16 protein-coding genes are annotated in these 19,013 nt (G+C 69.9%); 8 read left to right on the top strand and 8 right to left on the bottom strand.

Features of this window, described 5'->3' with window-relative positions; all coding sequences use genetic code 11:
- Positions 1-6 precede the first annotated feature (6 nt).
- The 5 genes from QTI33_RS02595 to QTI33_RS02575 all read right to left on the bottom strand — a co-directional run bounded on the left by QTI33_RS02595 (position 7) and on the right by QTI33_RS02575 (position 5,481).
- Entirely contained in the window at positions 7-990 is a 984-nt protein-coding gene (locus QTI33_RS02595) for a branched-chain amino acid ABC transporter permease (protein ID WP_286504192.1), read from the bottom strand.
- A complete protein-coding gene (locus QTI33_RS02590; protein ID WP_286504191.1) occupies positions 987-1,712 on the bottom strand; it encodes an ABC transporter ATP-binding protein in 726 nt (241 codons plus the stop codon). Before QTI33_RS02590 ends, QTI33_RS02595 begins: the two co-directional genes overlap by 4 nt.
- Positions 1,709-2,476, bottom strand: coding sequence for an ABC transporter ATP-binding protein (locus tag QTI33_RS02585; protein WP_286504190.1), 768 nt, complete (start codon positions 2,474-2,476; stop codon positions 1,709-1,711). Before QTI33_RS02585 ends, QTI33_RS02590 begins: the two co-directional genes overlap by 4 nt.
- Before the next feature lie 128 nt (positions 2,477-2,604).
- On the bottom strand, positions 2,605-3,795 hold the full coding sequence (locus QTI33_RS02580) for a substrate-binding domain-containing protein (RefSeq protein ID WP_286504189.1): 1,191 nt from the start codon (positions 3,793-3,795) through the stop codon (positions 2,605-2,607).
- Between the two features lie 150 nt (positions 3,796-3,945).
- Positions 3,946-5,481 (bottom strand): sigma-54 interaction domain-containing protein, encoded by a 1,536-nt coding sequence (locus QTI33_RS02575; protein ID WP_286504188.1) that lies wholly within the window; start codon positions 5,479-5,481, stop codon positions 3,946-3,948.
- A gap of 220 nt (positions 5,482-5,701) precedes the next feature.
- Between QTI33_RS02575 and QTI33_RS02570 the strand changes: the two genes are divergently transcribed.
- The 7 genes from QTI33_RS02570 to QTI33_RS02540 all read left to right on the top strand — a co-directional run bounded on the left by QTI33_RS02570 (position 5,702) and on the right by QTI33_RS02540 (position 15,586).
- The gene (locus QTI33_RS02570; protein ID WP_286504187.1) at positions 5,702-7,183 is read left to right on the top strand and encodes an efflux transporter outer membrane subunit; all 1,482 of its coding nucleotides are present in this window, start codon (positions 5,702-5,704) and stop codon (positions 7,181-7,183) included.
- Positions 7,180-8,337, top strand: coding sequence for an efflux RND transporter periplasmic adaptor subunit (locus tag QTI33_RS02565; protein ID WP_286504186.1), 1,158 nt, complete (start codon positions 7,180-7,182; stop codon positions 8,335-8,337). Before QTI33_RS02570 ends, QTI33_RS02565 begins: the two co-directional genes overlap by 4 nt.
- 12 nt (positions 8,338-8,349) lie before the next feature.
- A complete protein-coding gene (locus QTI33_RS02560) occupies positions 8,350-11,457 on the top strand; it encodes an efflux RND transporter permease subunit (RefSeq protein WP_286504185.1) in 3,108 nt (1,035 codons plus the stop codon).
- Positions 11,458-11,487: 30 nt separating this feature from the next.
- Positions 11,488-11,841, top strand: a complete 354-nt coding sequence (locus QTI33_RS02555; protein WP_286504184.1) for a hypothetical protein — start codon at positions 11,488-11,490, stop codon at positions 11,839-11,841.
- A 55-nt stretch (positions 11,842-11,896) separates the two neighbouring features.
- Positions 11,897-12,253, top strand: a complete 357-nt coding sequence (locus QTI33_RS02550) for a DUF2946 family protein (RefSeq protein ID WP_286504183.1) — start codon at positions 11,897-11,899, stop codon at positions 12,251-12,253.
- 98 nt (positions 12,254-12,351) lie between these two features.
- Positions 12,352-14,676 carry a TonB-dependent receptor gene (locus tag QTI33_RS02545; protein WP_286504182.1) on the top strand — a complete coding sequence of 775 codons (2,325 nt, stop codon included), beginning with the start codon at positions 12,352-12,354 and terminating at the stop codon, positions 14,674-14,676.
- Between the two features lie 22 nt (positions 14,677-14,698).
- The gene (locus tag QTI33_RS02540) at positions 14,699-15,586 is read left to right on the top strand and encodes a copper chaperone PCu(A)C domain-containing protein (protein WP_286504181.1); all 888 of its coding nucleotides are present in this window, start codon (positions 14,699-14,701) and stop codon (positions 15,584-15,586) included.
- A gap of 1 nt (position 15,587) precedes the next feature.
- Here QTI33_RS02540 and QTI33_RS02535 read toward each other — a convergent pair whose 3' ends face one another.
- On the bottom strand, positions 15,588-16,292 hold the full coding sequence (locus QTI33_RS02535; RefSeq protein ID WP_286504180.1) for a Crp/Fnr family transcriptional regulator: 705 nt from the start codon (positions 16,290-16,292) through the stop codon (positions 15,588-15,590).
- Between the two features lie 143 nt (positions 16,293-16,435).
- Here QTI33_RS02535 and QTI33_RS02530 point away from each other — a divergent pair, with 143 nt between their 5' ends.
- Complete coding sequence (locus QTI33_RS02530) at positions 16,436-16,894, top strand: hypothetical protein (protein ID WP_286504179.1); 459 nt, start codon at positions 16,436-16,438, stop codon at positions 16,892-16,894.
- A 16-nt stretch (positions 16,895-16,910) separates the two neighbouring features.
- On the opposite strand, the gene QTI33_RS02525 is transcribed toward QTI33_RS02530, so the two are convergent.
- Positions 16,911-18,428, bottom strand: a complete 1,518-nt coding sequence (locus tag QTI33_RS02525) for a tripartite tricarboxylate transporter permease (protein ID WP_286504178.1) — start codon at positions 18,426-18,428, stop codon at positions 16,911-16,913.
- Position 18,429: 1 nt separating this feature from the next.
- Complete coding sequence (locus QTI33_RS02520; RefSeq protein ID WP_286504177.1) at positions 18,430-18,963, bottom strand: tripartite tricarboxylate transporter TctB family protein; 534 nt, start codon at positions 18,961-18,963, stop codon at positions 18,430-18,432.
- Positions 18,964-19,013 lie beyond the last annotated feature (50 nt).

Below are 19,013 nucleotides of genomic sequence, written 5' to 3'. Positions count from 1 at the left end.
TTCCCTTCAGCGGTTGGCGACCGGATAGACGCCCTGCGGACGCCACAGCAGCACGGCCACCATCAGGAAGATGCTCGCGAACTGCGTCAGGGTGGGCACGATGAAGCCGATGTAGTTGGTCATCAGCCCGACCAGCAAGGCACCGATCAGCGCGCCGGCGGTCGAGCCGAGCCCGCCGATGATGATCACGATGAAGATCAGCACGTTGACCTGCGCGCCCATCTGCGGGATCAGGTTCTGCTGGAACAGGCCCCACATCACGCCGCCCAGGCCGGCCAGCGCACTGCCGACCACGAAGACGCCGACGAACAGGCGCCCGATGCGGTAGCCCAGCGACTCGACCATCTCGCGGTCCTGCACGCCGGCGCGGATCAAGAGGCCGATCTTGGTGCGGCCCAGGGTCCAGGCCAGCAGGCCGAAGACGAAGAGGCCGATGACCACCGCGAGGATGCGGTACTTGCTGATCGCGGCGTCGCCGACCAGGAGCGAGCCGCGCAGGGCTTCGGGCAGCGGCAGCGGGATCTGCGCCGGGCCCCAGATGACCTTGATCAGCTCCTCGCCGATGATCATGCCGCCCATCGTGATCAGGATCTGCTTCAGGTGCTGGCCGTACACCGGCCGCACGATGAAGCGCTCGAAGGCCAGGCCGACTGCGCCGGCCACCAGCATGGCGACCAGCATGGCGGGGAACACGGCCACCAGGTTGCGCCACAGTTCGCCCGAGCCGGTCCAGTCACCCATCAGGCCGAGCACGCTGCTGGCCACGAAGGCGCCGAGCGCGATGAACACGCCGTGGCCGAAATTGAGCACGTCCATGAGCCCGAAGATCAGCGTCAGACCCGACGCGATGATGAAGATGATCATGCCCATCGCCAGCCCGGCGACCGTCAGCGTGAGCCAGGTCGAGACCGAGCCCGTGAGCGGCAGCGCCACCAGCGCGAGCACCGGCACCAGCAGGAGCGGCTTCCAGTCGAAGTCGGAGTTTTTCATAGCGCGAGTCCCAGCAGGGATTGCTGCAGTTGTTCGTCGGCCGAGAACGCGGCCATGCTGCCGCTGTGCACCACGCGGCCGTTGTCCATCACGGCCACCTTGTCGCCCAGGCGCTGCGCGAAGCTGATGTTCTGCTCGACCAGCAGGATCGTCACGCCGCTGCGCTTCAACTCGCCGAAGGCATCGATCATGTTGTTGATGATGGCCGGCGCCAGCCCCTTGCTGGGCTCGTCGACCACCAGCAGCTCGCGCGGCTCGACGATCGCGCGCGACACGGCCAGCATCTGCTTCTGCCCGCCCGAGAGCTTGCCGGCCGGGTGGTTCCAGAACTTCTCGACCGCGGGGAACAGCTTGAAGATCCACTTCAGCCGCGCGTCGTCCATCTGCTCGGCGTTCTTCGCCTTGCGAGCGGCGAGCAGCATGTTCTCCTTGACCGTGAGGTCCGAGAAGATGCCCATGTTCTCGGGCACGTAGGCGATGCCGAGCTCGGCGATCTGCGGCGTGTGCAAGGCGGTGATGTCCTTGTCCCCGAAGCGCACGCTGCCCTGCGAGGCATGCCAAAGGCCCATCAGCGTGCGCAGCGTGGTGGTCTTGCCGGCGCCGTTGCGACCCAGCAGCATCGTGAGCTGGCCGCGCGGGACGGCCAGGTCGACGCCGTGCAGGATGTGGTAGGCACCGATGTGCGTGTGCACGTCCTTCATCTCGAGAAGATTCGCGTTCATGCGGAGGCCTCCTTCGCGACGCCCAGATAGGCTTCCTGGACGATCGGCGAGGCGATCACCTCGGCCGGCTCGCCATCGGCCACCAGCTGCCCGTTGTGCAGCACGATGATGCGGTCGGCCAGTTCGCGCACCACGTCCATCTTGTGCTCGACCAGCAGGATGGTCTTGCGCTTGTCCTGCTTGAGCTTGCGGATCAGGTCGAGGATCACCGGCGCCTCGGCCGCGTTCATGCCCGCGGTCGGTTCGTCGAACATGAAGACCTTGGGTTCGAGCGCCATCAGCAGCGCCACTTCGAGCTTGCGCTGGTCGCCGTGCGGCAGGCTGGCCACGGTCGCGTGCTCCTTGGCCTTGAGCGCCACGTCGGCCAGGATCTGGTCGGCGCGCTCGGTCAAGGCGCGGTGGTCGCTCCAGATGCTCCACAGGTTGAGGCCGCGCCGGTGCGCGCCCTCGCGCGTCGCCTGCACCGCGAGCCGCACGTTCTCGAGCACCGTGAGGTTCGGGAACAGGTTCGTCAACTGGAAGGCCCGCCCGAGCCCGGCCCGCGTGCGCGCCGAGGCCGGCAGACCCGACAGCAGCTGGCCGTCGAGCGACACCGTGCCCTCGGACGCCTTGAGCTGGCCCGAGATCAGGTTGAAGTACGTGGTCTTGCCGGCCCCGTTGGGACCGACGATCGCGGTCAGCGTGCCCGGCGCGAACGCGCAGGAGACAGCATTCACCGCCACGTGTCCGCCGAAGCGGATGGTGAGATCTTTGGTTTCGAGCATGGCTTGAGCCGGCCGGCGCAGCCAGGCCGTGTTGGTGGAACACCGCGGAACCGGCTTTGCCGGGCCGCTGGTGTCGCCCCCTGAAAGGGGGTGGGCGCCCGGACACGAAGTGCCGGGCAACCTGGGGGTCAGCGTTTGTTTTTGATGGGAATGTCCATCTCTTCGGGCTTGATCTCGTGCACCAGTTCAGGCACGCCCCACGCGAAGGCCGGGTCGACCTTGATCTTGAAGTGGTACATCGACTGCATCGCCTGGTGGTCTTCCTTGCGGAAGGTCATCTTGCCCTTGGGCGTGTCGAAGCTCATGCCTTCCATCGCCGTGATCAGCTTGTTGGTGCCGGTGTCGCCGCCGGTCTTCTTGAGCGCCGTCACGATCGCCATCGCGGCCGAGAAGCCGCCGGCCGTGAAGAAGTCCGGCGGCGTCTTGAATTCCTTGTAGTGCATCGAGACCATCGCCTCGTTGACCGGGTTCTTCGGAATTCCGAAGTAGTAGTAGGCCGCGCCTTCCATGCCCGGCAGCGCCTTGTAGGCCGCCATGGCGGGCAGGATGTTGCCGCCGGTGGCGATCTCGATGCCGTAGCGCTTGAGGTCGAGGTCGACGATCTTGAACGGATTGCCGGCGCCGGCCCAGACGATCCAGATGACCTTGCGGCCCGGCTGGTCCTTGAGCTTGTCGATCAAGCGCTGCGCACCCGCGGTGAAGTCCGTGGTCGCCGGCGGCAGGTATTCCTCATGGACCAGCTTGGCCTTCTTCAGCGCGCTGCCGAAAGCCTTCACACCGTCGCGGCCGAAGGCGTTGTCCTGCGCCAGCGTGGCGACCGTGACGCCGGGCTTGTCGATCGCCACCGCGTTCGAGATCGCGTCCTGCGAGCTGTTGCGGCCGGTGCGGAAGATGTACTTGTTCCACTTGTCGCCGGTGATCGAGTCGGCCACCGCCGGCTCGACCAGCAGGATCTTCTTGTATTCCTCGGCCACCGGCAGCATCGCCAGCGCCACGCCCGAGGAGGTCGGGCCGACCGCCAGCGCCGCCTTGTCGTCGGCGTAGGCCGCGGCCAGCAGCGACTTGCCGAGGTCGGGCTTGCCCTGGTCGTCCTTTTCGATGACGACGATCTTCTTGCCGTTGACGGTCATCGTGCCGCCGGTCGCGTAGTCCAGGCCCATCATCAGGCCGGTCTGGGTCTGCTTGCCGTAGGCTTCCAGCGGACCGGTCTTGCTGTAGACGTGGGCGATCTTGATCTCGTTGGACTGGGCCCAGGCCGGAGCGGCCAGGGCACCTGCGGCAGCCAGGGTGGCCAGCGCGACGAGGTAGCGACGTTGCATTCTTTGTCTCCTGAAGGTGATGGCTGAATATTGCACAGTTCGTGCCAGCCGCCATCGCCTTGAAAACAAAGGACTTTCCCTTGGTTTTCCTCCGGAACGCCCGGAATCAGGACAAAAGGATTGTCTGAATTTCAGGCGATTGCATGTTTTCTATTCAGGGTTTTCCAGACGTTCGTAGAGGGTCGCGCGCGAGATGCCCAGCAGCCGCGAGGTCGCGAGCTTGTTGCCGCCGGTCGCGGCCATGGCGGCGGCGATCGCCCGGCGTTCGAGCTCGGCCACCTGCTGGGCCAGCGGCCGCAGCAGCGCCGCGCCTTCGGCCGAGTCGGGGGCGGCGCTCGGCAGCGGCTCGGGCGCGGCGATCTTTTCCTGCCCGGCCTCGCGCAGGATGCGCTCCAGCTGGGCGGCGTCGATGCGCTGCGAATCGCTGCGCATGGTCACCTGCTCGAGCACATTGCGCAGTTCGCGGATATTGCCGCGCCAGTGCTGCGCGGCCAGCAGCGCCAGCGCGTCGGGCGTGAGCTCGGGCGGCGCCTCGCCGCTGCGCAGCGCCATGTCCTCGCCCAGCGCCTCGACCAGCGCGGGGATGTCGGCCCGGCGCTCGCGCAGCGGCGGCACGCGCACCGGCAGCACGTTGAGGCGGTAGTACAGGTCTTCGCGAAAACGCCCATCCCTGACCAGCGCAGCGAGGTCGCGCGAGGTCGCAGCGATCACCCGGGCATCGAAGGGCACCAGCTTGTTCGAGCCCAGTGGCTCGATCTCGCCCTCCTGCAGCGCGCGCAGCAGCTTGGCCTGCAGGCCCAGCGGCATGTCGCCGATCTCGTCGAGGAACAGCGTGCCGCCGTCGGCCAGCTTGAACTTGCCCTCGCGCGCCTTGCGGTCGGCGCCGGTGAAGGCACCGGGCGCGACGCCGAAGAACTCGGCCTCCAGCAGGGTGTCGGGCACGGCCGCGATGTTGACGCTGACGAACATGCCGCCGGCACGGGCCGAGGCGGCATGGATCGCGTGGGCCAGCAGCTCCTTGCCGGTGCCGGTCTCGCCGAGCAGCAGCACCGGGCTCGACGACTGCGCCGCGCGCCGTGCGTGGCGCTTGACCTCGACCGCCGCCGGGCTGCTGCCGATGAAGCTGGCGAAGGTGTATTTGGAACGCCGCTGCCCGTCGGCCGACTGCTGGTACAGCGGATTGGCGCGCTGGCTCGCGAGCTCGCGGCGGGCATCGTCGAGGTCGCGCTGCAGCAGCGCGAACTTGCTGATCAGCGGCTGCAGCGTGGTCTCGGGATGGTCGAACAGCACGATGCCGATGGCGCCGATCACCTCGCCGGGCGTCGCGCCGGCATCGCCCTCGCGCTCCTCGCGCAGCGGGATGCGGCTGACCACGAACGTGCCGGCCTTGTTGGTCAGCAGGTCGATCAGGATCGGCTCGCCGGTGTCGAGCACGCGGCGCATCTGCGTGTTCGGGATCACGTCCTCGACCAGATGGCCCAGGAACTGGTCGATCGACGAGAAACCGAGCGCCGGCAGGAAGCGCCGGTAGCCCTCGTTGACCCAGACGATGCGCCCGCCCCGGTCGACCAGGAACATGCCCTGGCTGATGCTGGAGAACAGGTGGAACATCGAACGCGCGGCGAGCGCGAGGATGCCTTCGGCGTCGAGCGGCAGGGCAGGAGGTGCGGCGGAAGCGGGTGGCATGGCGGGATCGTAGCGTGCATCCATCCGACGCCCGAATCGGACAATTCCGGCTCGCCGAGTCGCTACCATCGATGGCTTTGGAAGATGCGGTGCGCGACTACAGAAGCGCCCATGAGGCCTTGCTATGCTGCGCCCCTTGCACGGTCCACCGGCCGCCTGCCGACGCCCTGGCGCCACCACCCGTCCGCCAGCGCACGTCACTCCTTTCTTGCGGAATCTCATGAGGAACTCCCGGCTCCCCGCGCTCCTGCTCGTCGCCCCCCTGCTGCTCGCCGCCTGCGCCGTTTCGCGGCCGCCCGAACAGGTCGCGGCGCCGACGCCGGCGCAATGGCAGACACCCCTGCCGGTCGGCACCGCCGCCCTGCCCCACGGCGGCTCCATGCCCTTGCTGGCCGAGTGGTGGCGGCAACTCGACGACCCGCTGCTGGTCGAGCTGATCGTCGCCGCCGAGGCCGCCAGCCCGACCGTGGCCAGCGCCCAGGCCCGCATCGGCGAAGCCCGCGCCTCGCGCGTCGCGGCCGGTGCCGCGCTGGTGCCGAACCTCAACGGCTCGCTGTCGGCCAGCCGCGGCAACTCGCCCACCTCGGGTTTCTCGACCGGCAGCACCGGCACCGACATCCCGCCCCTCACCACGCAGCAGGCCGGCCTGCAGTCGAGCTGGGAGATCGACCTGTTCGGCGGCCTGCGCGGCAGCCGCGACGCCAGCCAGTCGCGCTATGCGGGCGCCGACGCCCGCTGGCACGACGCCCGGGTGTCGGTGGCGGCCGAGACCGCCAACGCCTACCTGGCCGAGCGTGCCTGCCGGCGCCAGCTGGTGGTGTCGACCTCGGATGCCCGATCGCGCGCCGAGTCCGCGCGCCTGACCGAGCTGTCGGCGCAGGCCGGCTTCACGGCGCCCGCCGATGCCGCACTGGCCCGCGCCAGCGCCGCCGAGGCCGCCGGCAGGCTGACCCAGCAGCGCGCGCTGTGCAGCGTGCAGCAGCAGGCGCTGGTGGCGCTGACCGGCATCGAGGGAGCGGTCCTGGCGCCCAAGCTCGCCGCCGCTCCGATCGACGTCACCCTGCCGGCCGTGCAGGCGGTCTACAGCGTGCCGGCCGAGGCGCTGGCGCAGCGGCCGGACGTCTACGCGGCCGAACTCGACGTCGCCGCGGCGAGCGCCGAAGCCGGCGCGGCGCTGGCCCAGCGCTTTCCGCGCCTGACGCTGCAGGGCTCGATCGCCGTGCTCAAGGTGCGCGGCGGTGGCTTCAGCGAATCGCTGAACACCTGGACGCTGGGCCCGCTGGCGCTCAACGTCCCGATCTTCGACGGCGGCACCCTGGCGGCCAACTACGACGCCGCCAAGGGGCGCTACGACGAATCCGTGTCGCTCTACCGCGCCAACGTGCGGCGCGCCGTGAGCGAGGTCGAGCAGGCGTTGATCAACCTGCAGAGCACCAACGACCGCGCCGCCGACGCCGACACCGCGGTGCAGAACTACCAGACCTCCTTCGACGCCACCCAGGCCCGCTTCAACACCGGGCTGGCGAGCCTGTTCGACCTGGAGGATGCGCGGCGCACCCTGTTCGTCTCGCAGACCGCCCGCGTCGCGCTGCAGCGCGAGCGCGCCGAAGCCTGGGTCTCGCTCTACCGCGCCATGGGCGGCGGCTGGACGCGGCCCGAATCCCTGGCCTCCACCGCCCCTGCCTCCGCACCGTCGCCATGAAAAGAATGAAGCGTTCCACCCTCCTCGTCGTGCTGGCTGCCGTGCTGGTGCTTGTCGCCGGCGCTGTCTGGCTGCTGCGCGGCAAGCCCGCCGCCGCACCCGAGAAAAAGCCCGAGGCCACGGCCCGGCCCTCATTGACCGTCACGGTCGCCAAGCCCGAGACCAGCGAACTGAGCGTCACGCTGGCGGCCAACGGCAATGTCGCGGCCTGGCAGGAGGCCAGCATCGGCTCCGAATCGAACGGCCTCAAGCTGGCCGAGGTGCGGGTCAATGTCGGCGACGCGGTCAAGAAGGGCCAGCTGCTCGCGACCTTCTCGCCCGAATCCGTGCAGGCCGACGTGGCCCAGGCCAAGGCCTCGCTGGCCGAGGCCCGCGCCACCGCCGCCGACGCCACCGGCACCGCGGCGCGGGCGCGCACGCTGCAGGCCACCGGCGCCATGAGCCAGCAGCAGATCAACCAGTACCAGACGGCCGAGCAGACCGCCAAGGCGCGGGTCGAGGCGGCCGAGGCGGTGCTGGCCGCGCAGCAGGTGCGCGGCCGCAACACGCAGGTGCTCGCGCCCGACGACGGCGTGATCTCGGCCCGCACCGCCACCGTCGGCAGCGTGGTCGCCGCCGGCACCGAGCTGTTTCGCATGGTCCGCCAGGGCCGCCTCGAATGGCGGGCCGAGGTCACCTCGTCGGAGCTCGGCCGCATCGCGGTCGGCACGCCGGCCGTGATCACCAGCGCCAGCGGCGCCCAGGTCAGCGGCAAGGTCCGCAGCATCGCGCCGACGGTCGATCCGCAGACCCGCGCCGCGCTGGTCTATGTCGACATCCCCAACGTGCTGCAGAACACGGGCCTCAAGGCCGGCATGTTCGCGCGCGGCGATTTCCAGCTCGGCCACACCAGCGCGCTGACGGTGCCGCAGGCCTCGGTGGTGCCGCGCGACGGCTTCAACTACCTGTTGCTGCTGCAGCCCGACAACCGGGTCGCCCAGCGCAAGGTCGAGACCGGCCGCCGGGTCGGCGACCGGGTCGAGATCACGACCGCACTGCCGGCCGACGCGCGGGTGGTGGTCCAGGGCGCGGGCTTCCTCAACGACGGCGACCTGGTGCGCGTGGTCGAGGCGCCGGCGGCGGCTGCCAAGCCCACGGTCGAAGCCGCCAAGTAAGGAGCAGCGACGATGAACGTCTCGGCCTGGTCCATCCGCAACCCCATCCCGGCGGTGATGCTGTTCGTGCTGCTGACCTTCGCGGGTCTCTTGTCCTTCAACGCCATGAAGGTGCAGAACTTCCCCGACATCGACCTGCCGACCGTCACGGTGTCGGCCGCGCTGCCGGGCGCCGCGCCCTCGCAGCTTGAGAACGATGTCGCGCGCAAGCTCGAGAACGCGATCGCCACCATCCAGGGCCTCAAGCACATCACGACCAAGGTGCAGGACGGCGCGGCCACGCTGATCGTCGAGTTCCGGCTCGAGAAGCCGGTGCAGGAAGCGGTCGACGACGTGCGCTCGGCGGTGCAGCGGGTGCGCGCCGACCTGCCGGCCGACGTCCGCGACCCGGTGGTCACCAAGCTCGACTTCGCGGCCCAGCCGGTGCTGGCCTTCACGATCGCGTCGTCCAAGATGGACGACGAGGCGCTGTCCTGGTTCGTCGACAACGACGTCACCAAGAAGCTGCTGGCGCTGCCCGGCGTCGGCGCGGTGAACCGGGTCGGCGGCGTCACGCGCCAGGTGCATGTCGATCTCGATCCGGCCAGGCTGCAGGCGCTCGGCGCCACCGCGGCCGACATCTCGCGCCAGCTGCGACTGGTGCAGACCGAGAGCGCGGGCGGCCGCACCGACGTCGGCGGCAGCGAGCAGCCGGTGCGCACGCTGGCCACGGTGCAGTCGGCCGACCAGCTGGCCGACATGCAGATCGCGCTCGGCGACGGCCGCCGCATCCGCCTCGACGAAGTGGCGCGCATCAGCGACACCATCGCCGAGCCGCGCGCGGCCGCGCTGCTCGACGGCCGTCCGGTGGTCGGCTTCGAGGTGGCGCGCAGCCGCGGCGCCAGCGAGGTCGAAGTCGGCGCCGCGATCCAGAAGGCGCTTGGCGAGATGCGCCTGCAGCACCCCGACATCCAGCTCACCGAGGCCTTCAACTTCGTCGCCCCGGTCGAGGAGGAGTACGAAGGCTCGCTGCACCTGCTCTACGAAGGCGCGATCCTGGCCGTCATCGTGGTCTGGCTGTTCCTGCGCGACTGGCGCGCGACTTTCATTTCGGCGGTGGCACTTCCGATGTCGGTGATCCCGGCCTTCGTGGGCATGTACCTGCTGGGCTTCTCGATCAACGTGGTGTCGCTGCTGGCCCTGTCGCTGGTGGTCGGGATCCTGGTGGACGATGCGATCGTCGAGGTCGAGAACATCGTGCGCCACCTGCGCATGGGCAAGACGCCCTACCAGGCGGCGATGGAAGCCGCCGACGAGATCGGCCTGGCCGTGATCGCCACCACCTTCACCTTGATCGCGGTGTTCCTGCCGACCGCCTTCATGAGCGGCGTGGCCGGCAAGTTCTTCAAGCAGTTCGGGTGGACCGCCTCGCTCGCGGTGTTCGCCTCCCTGGTGGTGGCCCGCGTGCTGACGCCGATGATGGCGGCCTACATCCTGAAGCCGATCGTCGGCGCCGAGAAGGAGCCGCGCTGGCTCCGGATCTACATGCGGATGGCCGAGTGGTGCCTGAAGCACCGCTTCACGACGATGGTGCTGGCCACCCTCTTCTTCTTCGGCTCGGTGGCGATGATCCCGCTGCTCAAGACCGGCTTCATCCCGCCCGACGACAACTCGCAAACCCAGGTCTACCTGTCGCTCGCGCCCGGCGCCACCTTGGCCCAGACCACCGCGACCGCCGAGGAGACGCGCCGCCGCCTGATGGCGATCGACCATGTGCGCAGCGTCTACACCACGGTCGGCGGCGGCAGCGCCGGCGGCGACCCCTTCGCCAACTTCGGCACCCCCGAGACCCGCAAGGCCACGCTCACGATCCAGCTCGATCCGCGCGGCGATCGCCCGCGCAAGCAGGTGGTCGAGAACCGCATCCGGGCCGCGCTCGAAACCCTGCCCGGCGTGCGCAGCACCGTCGGCCTCGGCGGCTCGGGCGAGAAGTACATCCTGGCGCTCAGCGGCGACGACCCGAACGCGCTGACCACCGCCGCGCGCGCGGTGGAGCGCGACCTGCGCACCATTCCTGGCCTCGGCAACATCACCTCGACCGCCAGCCTGATCCGGCCCGAGATCGCGGTCAGGCCCGACTTCGCGCGCGCCGCCGACCTCGGCGTCACCAGTTCGGCGATCGCCGAGACGCTGCGCGTCGCCACCCTGGGCGACTACGACCAGAACCTGCCCAAGCTCAACCTGGCACAGCGGCAGGTGCCGATCGTGGTCAAGCTGGAAGATTCGGCGCGGCAGGACCTGGCGCTGCTCGAACGGCTCGCGGTGCCCGGCACGCGCGGACCGGTGATGCTGAGCCAGGTGGCGGCGCTCACGATGGAGGGCGGCCCGGCCGTGATCGACCGCTACGACCGCTCGCGCAACGTCAACTTCGAGATCGAACTGTCGGGCGTCGGCCTCGGCGACGCCAAGGACGCGGCGATGAAGCTGCCCTCGATCCGCAGCCTGCCGCCCGGCGTGCGGGTGGCCGAGGTCGGCGACGCCGAGGTCATGACCGAGCTGTTCGCGAGCTTCGGCCTGGCGATGCTGACCGGCGTGCTGTGCATCTACATCGTGCTGGTGCTGCTGTTCAAGGACTTCCTGCACCCGATCACGATCCTGTGCGCGCTGCCGCTGGCGCTCGGCGGCGCCTTCGTCGGCCTGCTGATCGGCCAGAAGGCGCTGTCGATGCCCTCGCTGATCGGGCTCATCATGCTGATGGGCATCGCGACCAAGAACTCGATCCTGCTGGTCGAGTACGCGATCGTGGCGCGCCGCGACCATGGCATGAGCCGCTGGGACGCGCTGCGCGACGCCTGCCACAAGCGGGCCCGGCCGATCATCATGACCACGCTGGCGATGGGCGCGGGCATGCTGCCGATCGCGATCGGGCTCGGCGCCGCCGATTCCAGCTTCCGCGCGCCGATGGCGATGGCCGTGATCGGCGGGCTGATCACCTCCACCGTGCTGAGCCTGCTGGTGGTGCCGGCGGTGTTCACCTATGTCGACGACGTCGAGGGCTGGATCAAGCGCACGGTGCGGCGGCTGCGCGGCCAGCCCGCCGCATCCGAAGCGAAGCCGGACGCGGCCCACAGCGCGGGATAGACTAGCCCCGTCCATCGACGGAGCCACACCATGACTCGACCCGTTTTCCGTGCCGCGACCTGCGGCGTCCTGCTGGCCGCCGCGCTCGGCGCCTGGGCCCAGACCCCGACCGACCTGCAGCAGGCCCAGGAGCGCCACGAGCGGCAGTTGGCCGTGTGCAACAGCGGCAAGCTGCCGGCGCCCGAGCGCGAAGCCTGCGTGCGCGACGCCGGCGCGGCACTGGACCGCGCGCGCGGCGGACCGCCGGCCAACGTCACGACGCGCACGCCCGACCGGCGCGCCACGGTGGTCACGCCGGCCGGCCAGCCGGTGCCGGGCGCGACCGAAACGGTCCGCTCGCGCCGCTCCACCACCGTGGTGCCGGCCGACGCCCCCGCGCGCTGACCCCGCCCGCACGACGCCAGTCCGGCCGTCCACGCCAAGCCGCATAATCGCGCCCATGCCCGCCCTTCGCCGCGCCCGCCTCCTCGCCTGCTTCGTGCTGGCCTGGTTCGCGCTGTCGCTCGGCGTCGCCGTGGCCTCTCCGCTGGTGCAGCCGAAGCCGATGGAAATCGTCTGCTCTGCCGCCGGCGCCACCATGCTGGTGGTCCTGACCGACGACGGCGCAAAGGCGCCCGCCGCCGGCCATCTCGACTGCCCGCTGTGCCTGCCGGCCGGTGCACCACCGCCGGCCTTGCCGCTGGTGCAGTTGCCGACGCTGCAGCCGCTGGGCCATGCGGTCCAGCCCATTCCGGCCGCGCGCATCGCCGCGGCCACCGCCGCCCCGCTGCCGGCGCGCGGACCTCCTCTCTCCTGAGCTTGCTTCAGCCCTGACGCACGCGGCGCATGGAAGGCGCCGCGCTGCGCGTTCCAGCAATGCGGAGGCAGCCCAAGGCTGCCGAGGAGATTCTTCCCATGGACAAGACCCTGCTGTCGCTCGCGTTGAGCGCGGCTTTCCCCTGGTGGGCCCTGCCGGCGTCGGCCCAGGACCGGCCGGCATCGCGTGCCGCCGAAGAGGCCCCCGACCGCACGCGCTCGCTCGGCGTCGTCACCGTGACCGGCGGCCAGCCGACCTCGCTGCCGACCCAGATCCCGACCACCATCGAGGGCGTCACCCGCGAGGAGATCGAGACCCGCATCAACGCCACCGACAGCGAGGATGCGCTCAAGTACCTGCCCAGCCTGCTGGTGCGCAAGCGCTACATCGGCGACTACAACCACGCCATCCTGTCGACCCGCGCCTCGGGCACCGGCAACAGCGCCCGCTCGGCGGTCTACGCCGACGGCATCCTGCTGTCGAACTACCTCGGCAACGGCATCGCCAACGGCAGCAACTATGCGCCGCGCTGGGGCCTCGTCACGCCCGAAGAGATCGAGCGGGTCGACGTGATGTACGGCCCCTTCTCGGCCGCCTACCCCGGCAACTCGGCCGGCGCGGTGGTCGACTACGTGACCCGGATGCCCTCGCAGCTCGAGGCCCACGTCAAGATGGGCTACCAGTCGCAGCCCAACGACCTCTACGCCACAAGCAAGACCTTCAACAGCTGGCAGACCAGCGCCTCGCTCGGCAGCCGCAGCGGCGACTGGTCGTGGTTCATCGACCTGAGCCGGGGCGACAGCCAGGGCCAGCCGCTGACCTTCACGACCGCGACGGTGGCCTCGGGCACGCCCGGGCGCGCCGGCACCCCGGTGGCGGGCTTCGTGCCGGGCCTGAACACCACCAACACGCCGTGGTACATCCTGGGCACCGGCACCCAGTACCACACGCTCCAGGACCATGCCAAGCTCAAGCTGGCCTACGACTTCTCGCCCACCGTCACCGCCACCTACACATTGGGCTGGTGGCAGAACAGTTCCGAGGGCCGGCCGGAGAGCTACCTGCGCACCGCCCAGGGCCAGGCGGTCTACAGCGGGCTGGTCAACATCCTCGGGCGCAGCTTCACGCTCGCGCCGACGGCCTTTCCGCTCACCAACGACGAGCAGACGCACACCATGCACGGCCTCTCGGTCAGGAGCAACACCCAGGGTGAGTGGGACTGGGAGGTGGCCGCCAGCCTCTACGACTACTCGAAGGACCAGCAGCGCGCACCCACGGTGGCGCTGCCGCTGGCGGCCTTCGGCGGCGCCGGCACCCTGCAGGACCAGGGCGGTTCCACGGGCTGGAATACGCTGACGGCCAAGGGCACCTGGCGGCCGCAGGGAGTGGGCGGCGCCCACATCGTCGATTTCGGCGTCGAGCGCGATGCCTACAAGCTCGGCATCCTCAAGACCAACGCGATCGGCAACTGGCTCTCCGGCCCCTCGGGCACGCTGGTCAGCAACGTCGGCGGCAACACCGAGACCGTCGCCGGATGGGTGCAGGACAGCTGGTCCTTCGCGCCGAGATGGAAGGCCGTGCTGGGCTTGCGATGGGAGGACTGGCAAGCCAGCAACGGCTTCACCGCCACCGCGACCAGCGCCCTGCCCTACGCCTCGCGCAGCGAATCCGACGCCTCGCCGAAGGCGGCGCTGGCCTACCAGTGGGCCGACGACACGGTGCTCAAGGCCTCGCTGGGCCGGGCCGTGCGCTACCCGACCGTGGGCGAGCTGTACGGCGCGACCAGCGGTGGCGCGCTGTCCTTCATCAACGACCCGTTGCTCAAGCCCGAGAAATCCTGGACCAGCGAACTGAGCGCCGAGAAGGACCTGGGCAATGGCCTGGCGCGCGCCACGCTGTTCCACGAGACCACCGACGACGCGCTCTACAGCCAGCTGATCCCGAACACCAGCATCTCGCGGGTGCAGAACATCCAGAAGGTGCGCACCACCGGCCTCGAGTTGTCGTACACCGGGCAGGACGTGTGGATGCGCGGCCTCGACATGGGTGCCAGCCTCACCTACGCGAACTCGAAGATCGTCGCGAACCCGCTGTTCCCGGCCAGCGTGGGCAAGTGGCAGCCGCGCGTGCCGCAATGGCGTTCGACGGTCTACGCCACCTACCGGCCCGACGCCCACTGGGCCTTCACGGCCGCGGCACGCTACAGCGGAAAGCAGTATTCGACGCTGGACAACAGCGACGTCAACGGCTTCGCCTACTTCGGCGCCAGCAAGTACTTCACGGTCGACCTGCGCGTGCGCTATCAGATCGACAAGCAGTGGTCCGCCGCCTTCGGAATCGACAATGCCAACAACTACCAGTACTGGAACTTCCACCCCTACCCGCAGCGCACGTACACGGCTGAACTGCGCTGGGACCTTTGAACCCCGCCCCCAGGAGAGCACCATGACCACCCCATCCGCCATCCGTTCGCTCACGGCCTGCGCCCTGCTCTGCAGCACCGCCGCCATGGCCCACGTCACCCTGCCCGCCGGCGGCGCTGCGGCCGGCAGCGACTACGACGCCGCCTTCCGCGTCGGCCATGCCTGCACCGACGCCAAGGCCACCACCGGCCTGCGGGTCCAGCTGCCCCAGGGCTTCACGCTGATCCAGGCCCAGCCGCGCCAGGGCTGGGCGCTGGCCGCCACGCCGGGCGAGGTGTCGTGGAAGGCCGACTCGGCGCAGGCCGCATTGCCGGGCGCCGAACGGGCCGAATTCATCGTCCGCGGCAAGCTCACCGACAAGCCCGGCCCGCTCTACTTCAAGGTGCTGCAGAGCTGCGACGTCGGCAGCGCCGACTGGGCCCAGCTGCCGGTCGCGGGCTCGACGGAGAAGCTGGCCCTGCCCGCGGCCCGCCTCGACGTGCTGCCGGCCGGCGTGGCCGCAGTCGACGTGCGCGACGCCTGGGTCCGCCAGACGGTGCCGGGCCAGAGCGGCACCGGCGCCTTCATGAAGCTGACGGCACCCTCGGGGGCCCGGCTGGTCGGCGCCTCGACGCCCGCGGCCGGCGTCGCCGAGGTGCACGAGATGAAGATGGAAGGCGACACCATGAAGATGCGCGCCGTCACCGGCGGGCTCGAACTGCCAGCGCGGCAGACCGTGGAGCTCAAGCCCAGCGGCCTGCACGTGATGCTGATGGACCTGAAGCAGCCGTTCACCAAGGGCGGCAGCATCCCGCTCACCCTGCGCTTCGAGGATGCCAAGGGCGTCAAGAGCGCGCTCCAGGTCGACGTCCCGGTCGGCACGCCGGCCGGCAGCGCGGCCGAAGCGCACGGCGGCCACGTGCACAACTGAGCTAGTCGAAGCCCCGGACTTCGGCCACCAGTCCGGCCAGCCGCGCCACGTCGGGCACCACCAGCGCCTTGCCATCCTTGGCGAGCAGGCCCTCGCGGCGCAGCGCGTTGAGCTCCCGCGTCACCTGTTCGCGGTTGGTGCTGATCCGGCCGGCCAGCTCGGCATGGGTGGGCACCGGCTCCAGCCGCGCGCGGTTGTCGACCACGCCGGCCTGCTGGGCGAGCCGCAGCAGTTCCGCGTGCACGCGGTTCTGCACCCCGAGCGTGCTCAGGTCGATGACCCGGTCCGACAGTTGCCGCACCAGCGCCGCCAGGCCCCGCATCACGCGCTCGGCGACCACCGGCTCGTCGCGCAGCAGTTCGAGGAAGGCGGTGCGGTCCAGGCTGGCCACCACCGAGGGCGTGAGCGTGACGACGTCCGCCGAGCGGGGCTGGCCGTCGATCGCCGCGATGTCGCCGAAATGCTCGCCCGCCTGCGGATCGCGGAACGTGACCTGCCGGCCATTGGCCGCGTAAGAGGTCACGCGCAGGGCGCCCGAGACCACGAAGTAGACATCGCTCTTCTGCTCGGAGCGCAGCAGCACCGGCGTCGCGGCCGGCAGGCTCTTCCACTGGCAGCGCTCGGCCAGCTGCGCCAGCCGGCCGGCCGACAGGCCCTGCAGCAGCGCGATGTGCTGCAGGCCGAGGGAGGAACGTTGGAGCGCCATGGCGGAACCCCCAGTTGCATCGGGCGGATTGAGAAATGACGTGCGAAATCGCACAGCCCCCACGGCGCGGAATCGTCACAGTCACGTCCTGTGATGGCCGCGATGTCCGCGACTGCACGTCCAAGCCTTCGGGAGATTTCATCATGAATGCCAAGCAACTTCTCGGTGCCTCGGTTCTCGCGCTGGCCGGCGCCGCCGCCTTTGCCCAGACGGTCCCGGCCGAGCAGTGGGTCGGAGCGCCCATCGCCACCACGGGCGGCGCCTACAGCCGTTCGGCCGTGACGGCCGACCTGGCGGCCAGCCGGTCGATGATGATGAGTGCGCCGCAGGAGTACCGCGTCGGCCCCGCCGACCCCGCCACCGGCGCGATGAGCCGGGTCGAGGTCGCCGCCGACACGAATCTCTGGATCCGCTCCGGCATGAGCCAGGTCGCCAACCGCGACAGCTTCGATCCGTCGAGCCCGGCCTACCGCGCCCAGATGGCGGCCTACCAGCGCATGCGCAGCGGCCCGGAATACATGGCCGAGGTGCAGCGCCTGCAGGGCGCCAGGATGCAGCAGACCGCGACCGCCCCGTACGGCGCGGGCCCGGCCGCGAACTGATCTGCGCGCCGCGGCCTCAGGCGGCCGCCGCCCCGGCGGCGCGCCGCTCGCTCAGCCGCTTGGCCACGCGCGGCAGGATCATCACCGCCAGCACGATGATCACCAGCGCGATCGACATCGGGCGCTGGAAGAACACCGCCGCGCTGCCCTCGCCGATCGACATCGCGTTGCGCAGCTGCGCTTCGGCCAGCGGCCCGAGGATCATGCCGACCACCACCGGCGCCGTCGGGAAGTCGTAGCGCCGCATCACGACGCCCAGCACGCCGATCGCGTACAGCAGCACCAGGTCGAAGGCGCTCTGGCGCATGCCGTAGGCCCCCACCGTGGCGAAGATCAGGATGCCCGCGTAGAGCTGCGGCTTCGGGATCTTGAGCAGCTTGACCCACAGCCCGACCATCGGCAGGTTCAGCACCAGCAGCATCACGTTGCCGATGTAGAGCGAGGCGATCAGCGCCCAGACCAGCGCCGCCGAGGTCGTGAACAGCTGCGGCCCCGGCTGGATGCCGTAGTTCTGGAAGGCGCCGAGCAGGATGGCGGTGGTGTTCGAGGTCGGGATGCCGAGCGTCAGCAGCGGAATCAGCGCCGCCGTGACGGTGGCGTTGTTGGCCGCCTCGGGGCCGGCCACGCCTTCGATCGCGCCGCTGGTGCCGAACTCGGCCTTGGCGTCCGAATCCTTGGCCAGCTTCTTTTCGGTCGCGTAGCTCAGGAAGGTCGGGATCTCGGTGCCGCCGGCCGGGATGCAGCCGAAGGGCGTGCCGATCGCGGTGCCGCGCAGCCAGGCCGGGATCGAGCGCTTCCAGTCGCGCGCCGTCATGTGGACACGGCTCAACTTGTTCTGCCCCTCGACCACCTTGCCCTCGTAGAGCACCGCATACAGCACCTCGGCAACCGCGAACAGGCCGACCGCCACCAGCACGATCTCGATGCCGTCGAGCAGTTCGGGAATGCCGCCGGTGTAGCGGCCCTGGCCCGAGATCTGGTCGAGCCCGATGCAGCCGGCCGCCAGGCCGATGAACAGCGCCGTCATGCCGCGCAGCGTACTCTTGCCGAGCACCGCGCTCACGGTGGTGAAGGCCAGCAGCATCAGCAGGAAATACTCGGGCGGACCGAGCTTCACCGCGAAGTCGGCCACGAAGGGCGCGAACAGCGTGACGATCACGGTGGCGATCGTGCCGGCGACGAAGGAGCCGATCGCCGCCGTGGCGAGCGCGGCCCCGGCGCGCCCGCTCTTGGCCATCTTGTTGCCCTCCATGGCCGTCACCATGCTGGCGGTCTCGCCCGGCGTGTTGAGCAGGATCGAGGTGGTCGAGCCGCCGTACATCGCGCCGTAGTAGATCCCCGAGAAGAAGATCATCGAGGCGGTGACGTCGACCTTGCCGGTGATCGGCAGCAGCATCGCGACGGCGACCGCCGGGCCGATGCCGGGCAGCACGCCGACCGCCGTGCCCAGGGCGCAGCCGACCAGGCACCAGAGAAGGTTCGCGGGCGTGATCGCCAGCGCGAAGCCGTGCATCAATGCGTTGAAGATTTCCATGTCAGATCCAGCCTGTGCTCGTCAGGCCCGGCAGGTTGATCGCCAGGAACTTCGTGAACGTCCAGAACACCGGCGCCGCGATCAGCAGCCCGGTCACCAGGTCGATGAGCCAGGTCCGCGGCGCGTTGACGCCGCCCTGCCCGCTGGCGCGCCGCAGGCCCTGCACCGCCAGCACGTAGCACAGGGTGCAGCTCAGGATGAAGCCGATGCTGGTGATCAGCGCCGCGTTGAGCAGCAGGCCCGCCGAGACCCAGACGAAGCCGGCCCAGTAGGCCGCGGAGGCGCCCGAAGGCTCGTCCATTTCGCGGAAGCCGCCGGTGCGCGATTCCCACAGGATCCAGGCGCCGCAGATGGTCAGTGCGATCGACACCAGCCAGGGCAGGAAGTTGGGCCCGACACCGCCATAGCCGGCCTCGGACGAAATGCCGATGGCACCGAAGGCGAGCGCCAGCCCGGTGACGAGAACCCCGGCGCCGACCAGCGTCTGCGGCCACAACGCCGGGGGTGAAGGGGGGAGTGCGTCGATGTTGGACATTCTTCTGGACCTCGCTGGGGGCGGAAAAAGGGCGCAGGCCGTTTCGACGG

This window comes from Variovorax davisae, assembly GCF_030316845.1.
Taxonomy (GTDB): domain Bacteria; phylum Pseudomonadota; class Gammaproteobacteria; order Burkholderiales; family Burkholderiaceae_C; genus Variovorax; species Variovorax davisae.
Note: the sequence above shows the minus strand (reverse complement) of the source record. Positions and strands in the feature narration are given on the sequence as shown.

Coding starts and splice junctions, on each gene's coding strand:
- QTI33_RS02565 (WP_286504186.1), top strand. CDS start 7,180: ATGAAAAGAATGAAGCGTTCCACCCTCCTCGTCGTGCTGGCTGCCGTG.
- QTI33_RS02595 (WP_286504192.1), bottom strand. CDS start 990: ATGAAAAACTCCGACTTCGACTGGAAGCCGCTCCTGCTGGTGCCGGTG.
- QTI33_RS02550 (WP_286504183.1), top strand. CDS start 11,897: ATGCCCGCCCTTCGCCGCGCCCGCCTCCTCGCCTGCTTCGTGCTGGCC.
- QTI33_RS02520 (WP_286504177.1), bottom strand. CDS start 18,963: ATGTCCAACATCGACGCACTCCCCCCTTCACCCCCGGCGTTGTGGCCG.
- QTI33_RS02590 (WP_286504191.1), bottom strand. CDS start 1,712: ATGAACGCGAATCTTCTCGAGATGAAGGACGTGCACACGCACATCGGT.
- QTI33_RS02580 (WP_286504189.1), bottom strand. CDS start 3,795: ATGCAACGTCGCTACCTCGTCGCGCTGGCCACCCTGGCTGCCGCAGGT.
- QTI33_RS02560 (WP_286504185.1), top strand. CDS start 8,350: ATGAACGTCTCGGCCTGGTCCATCCGCAACCCCATCCCGGCGGTGATG.
- QTI33_RS02535 (WP_286504180.1), bottom strand. CDS start 16,292: ATGGCGCTCCAACGTTCCTCCCTCGGCCTGCAGCACATCGCGCTGCTG.
- QTI33_RS02585 (WP_286504190.1), bottom strand. CDS start 2,476: ATGCTCGAAACCAAAGATCTCACCATCCGCTTCGGCGGACACGTGGCG.
- QTI33_RS02575 (WP_286504188.1), bottom strand. CDS start 5,481: ATGCCACCCGCTTCCGCCGCACCTCCTGCCCTGCCGCTCGACGCCGAA.
- QTI33_RS02530 (WP_286504179.1), top strand. CDS start 16,436: ATGAATGCCAAGCAACTTCTCGGTGCCTCGGTTCTCGCGCTGGCCGGC.
- QTI33_RS02540 (WP_286504181.1), top strand. CDS start 14,699: ATGACCACCCCATCCGCCATCCGTTCGCTCACGGCCTGCGCCCTGCTC.
- QTI33_RS02570 (WP_286504187.1), top strand. CDS start 5,702: ATGAGGAACTCCCGGCTCCCCGCGCTCCTGCTCGTCGCCCCCCTGCTG.
- QTI33_RS02525 (WP_286504178.1), bottom strand. CDS start 18,428: ATGGAAATCTTCAACGCATTGATGCACGGCTTCGCGCTGGCGATCACG.
- QTI33_RS02545 (WP_286504182.1), top strand. CDS start 12,352: ATGGACAAGACCCTGCTGTCGCTCGCGTTGAGCGCGGCTTTCCCCTGG.
- QTI33_RS02555 (WP_286504184.1), top strand. CDS start 11,488: ATGACTCGACCCGTTTTCCGTGCCGCGACCTGCGGCGTCCTGCTGGCC.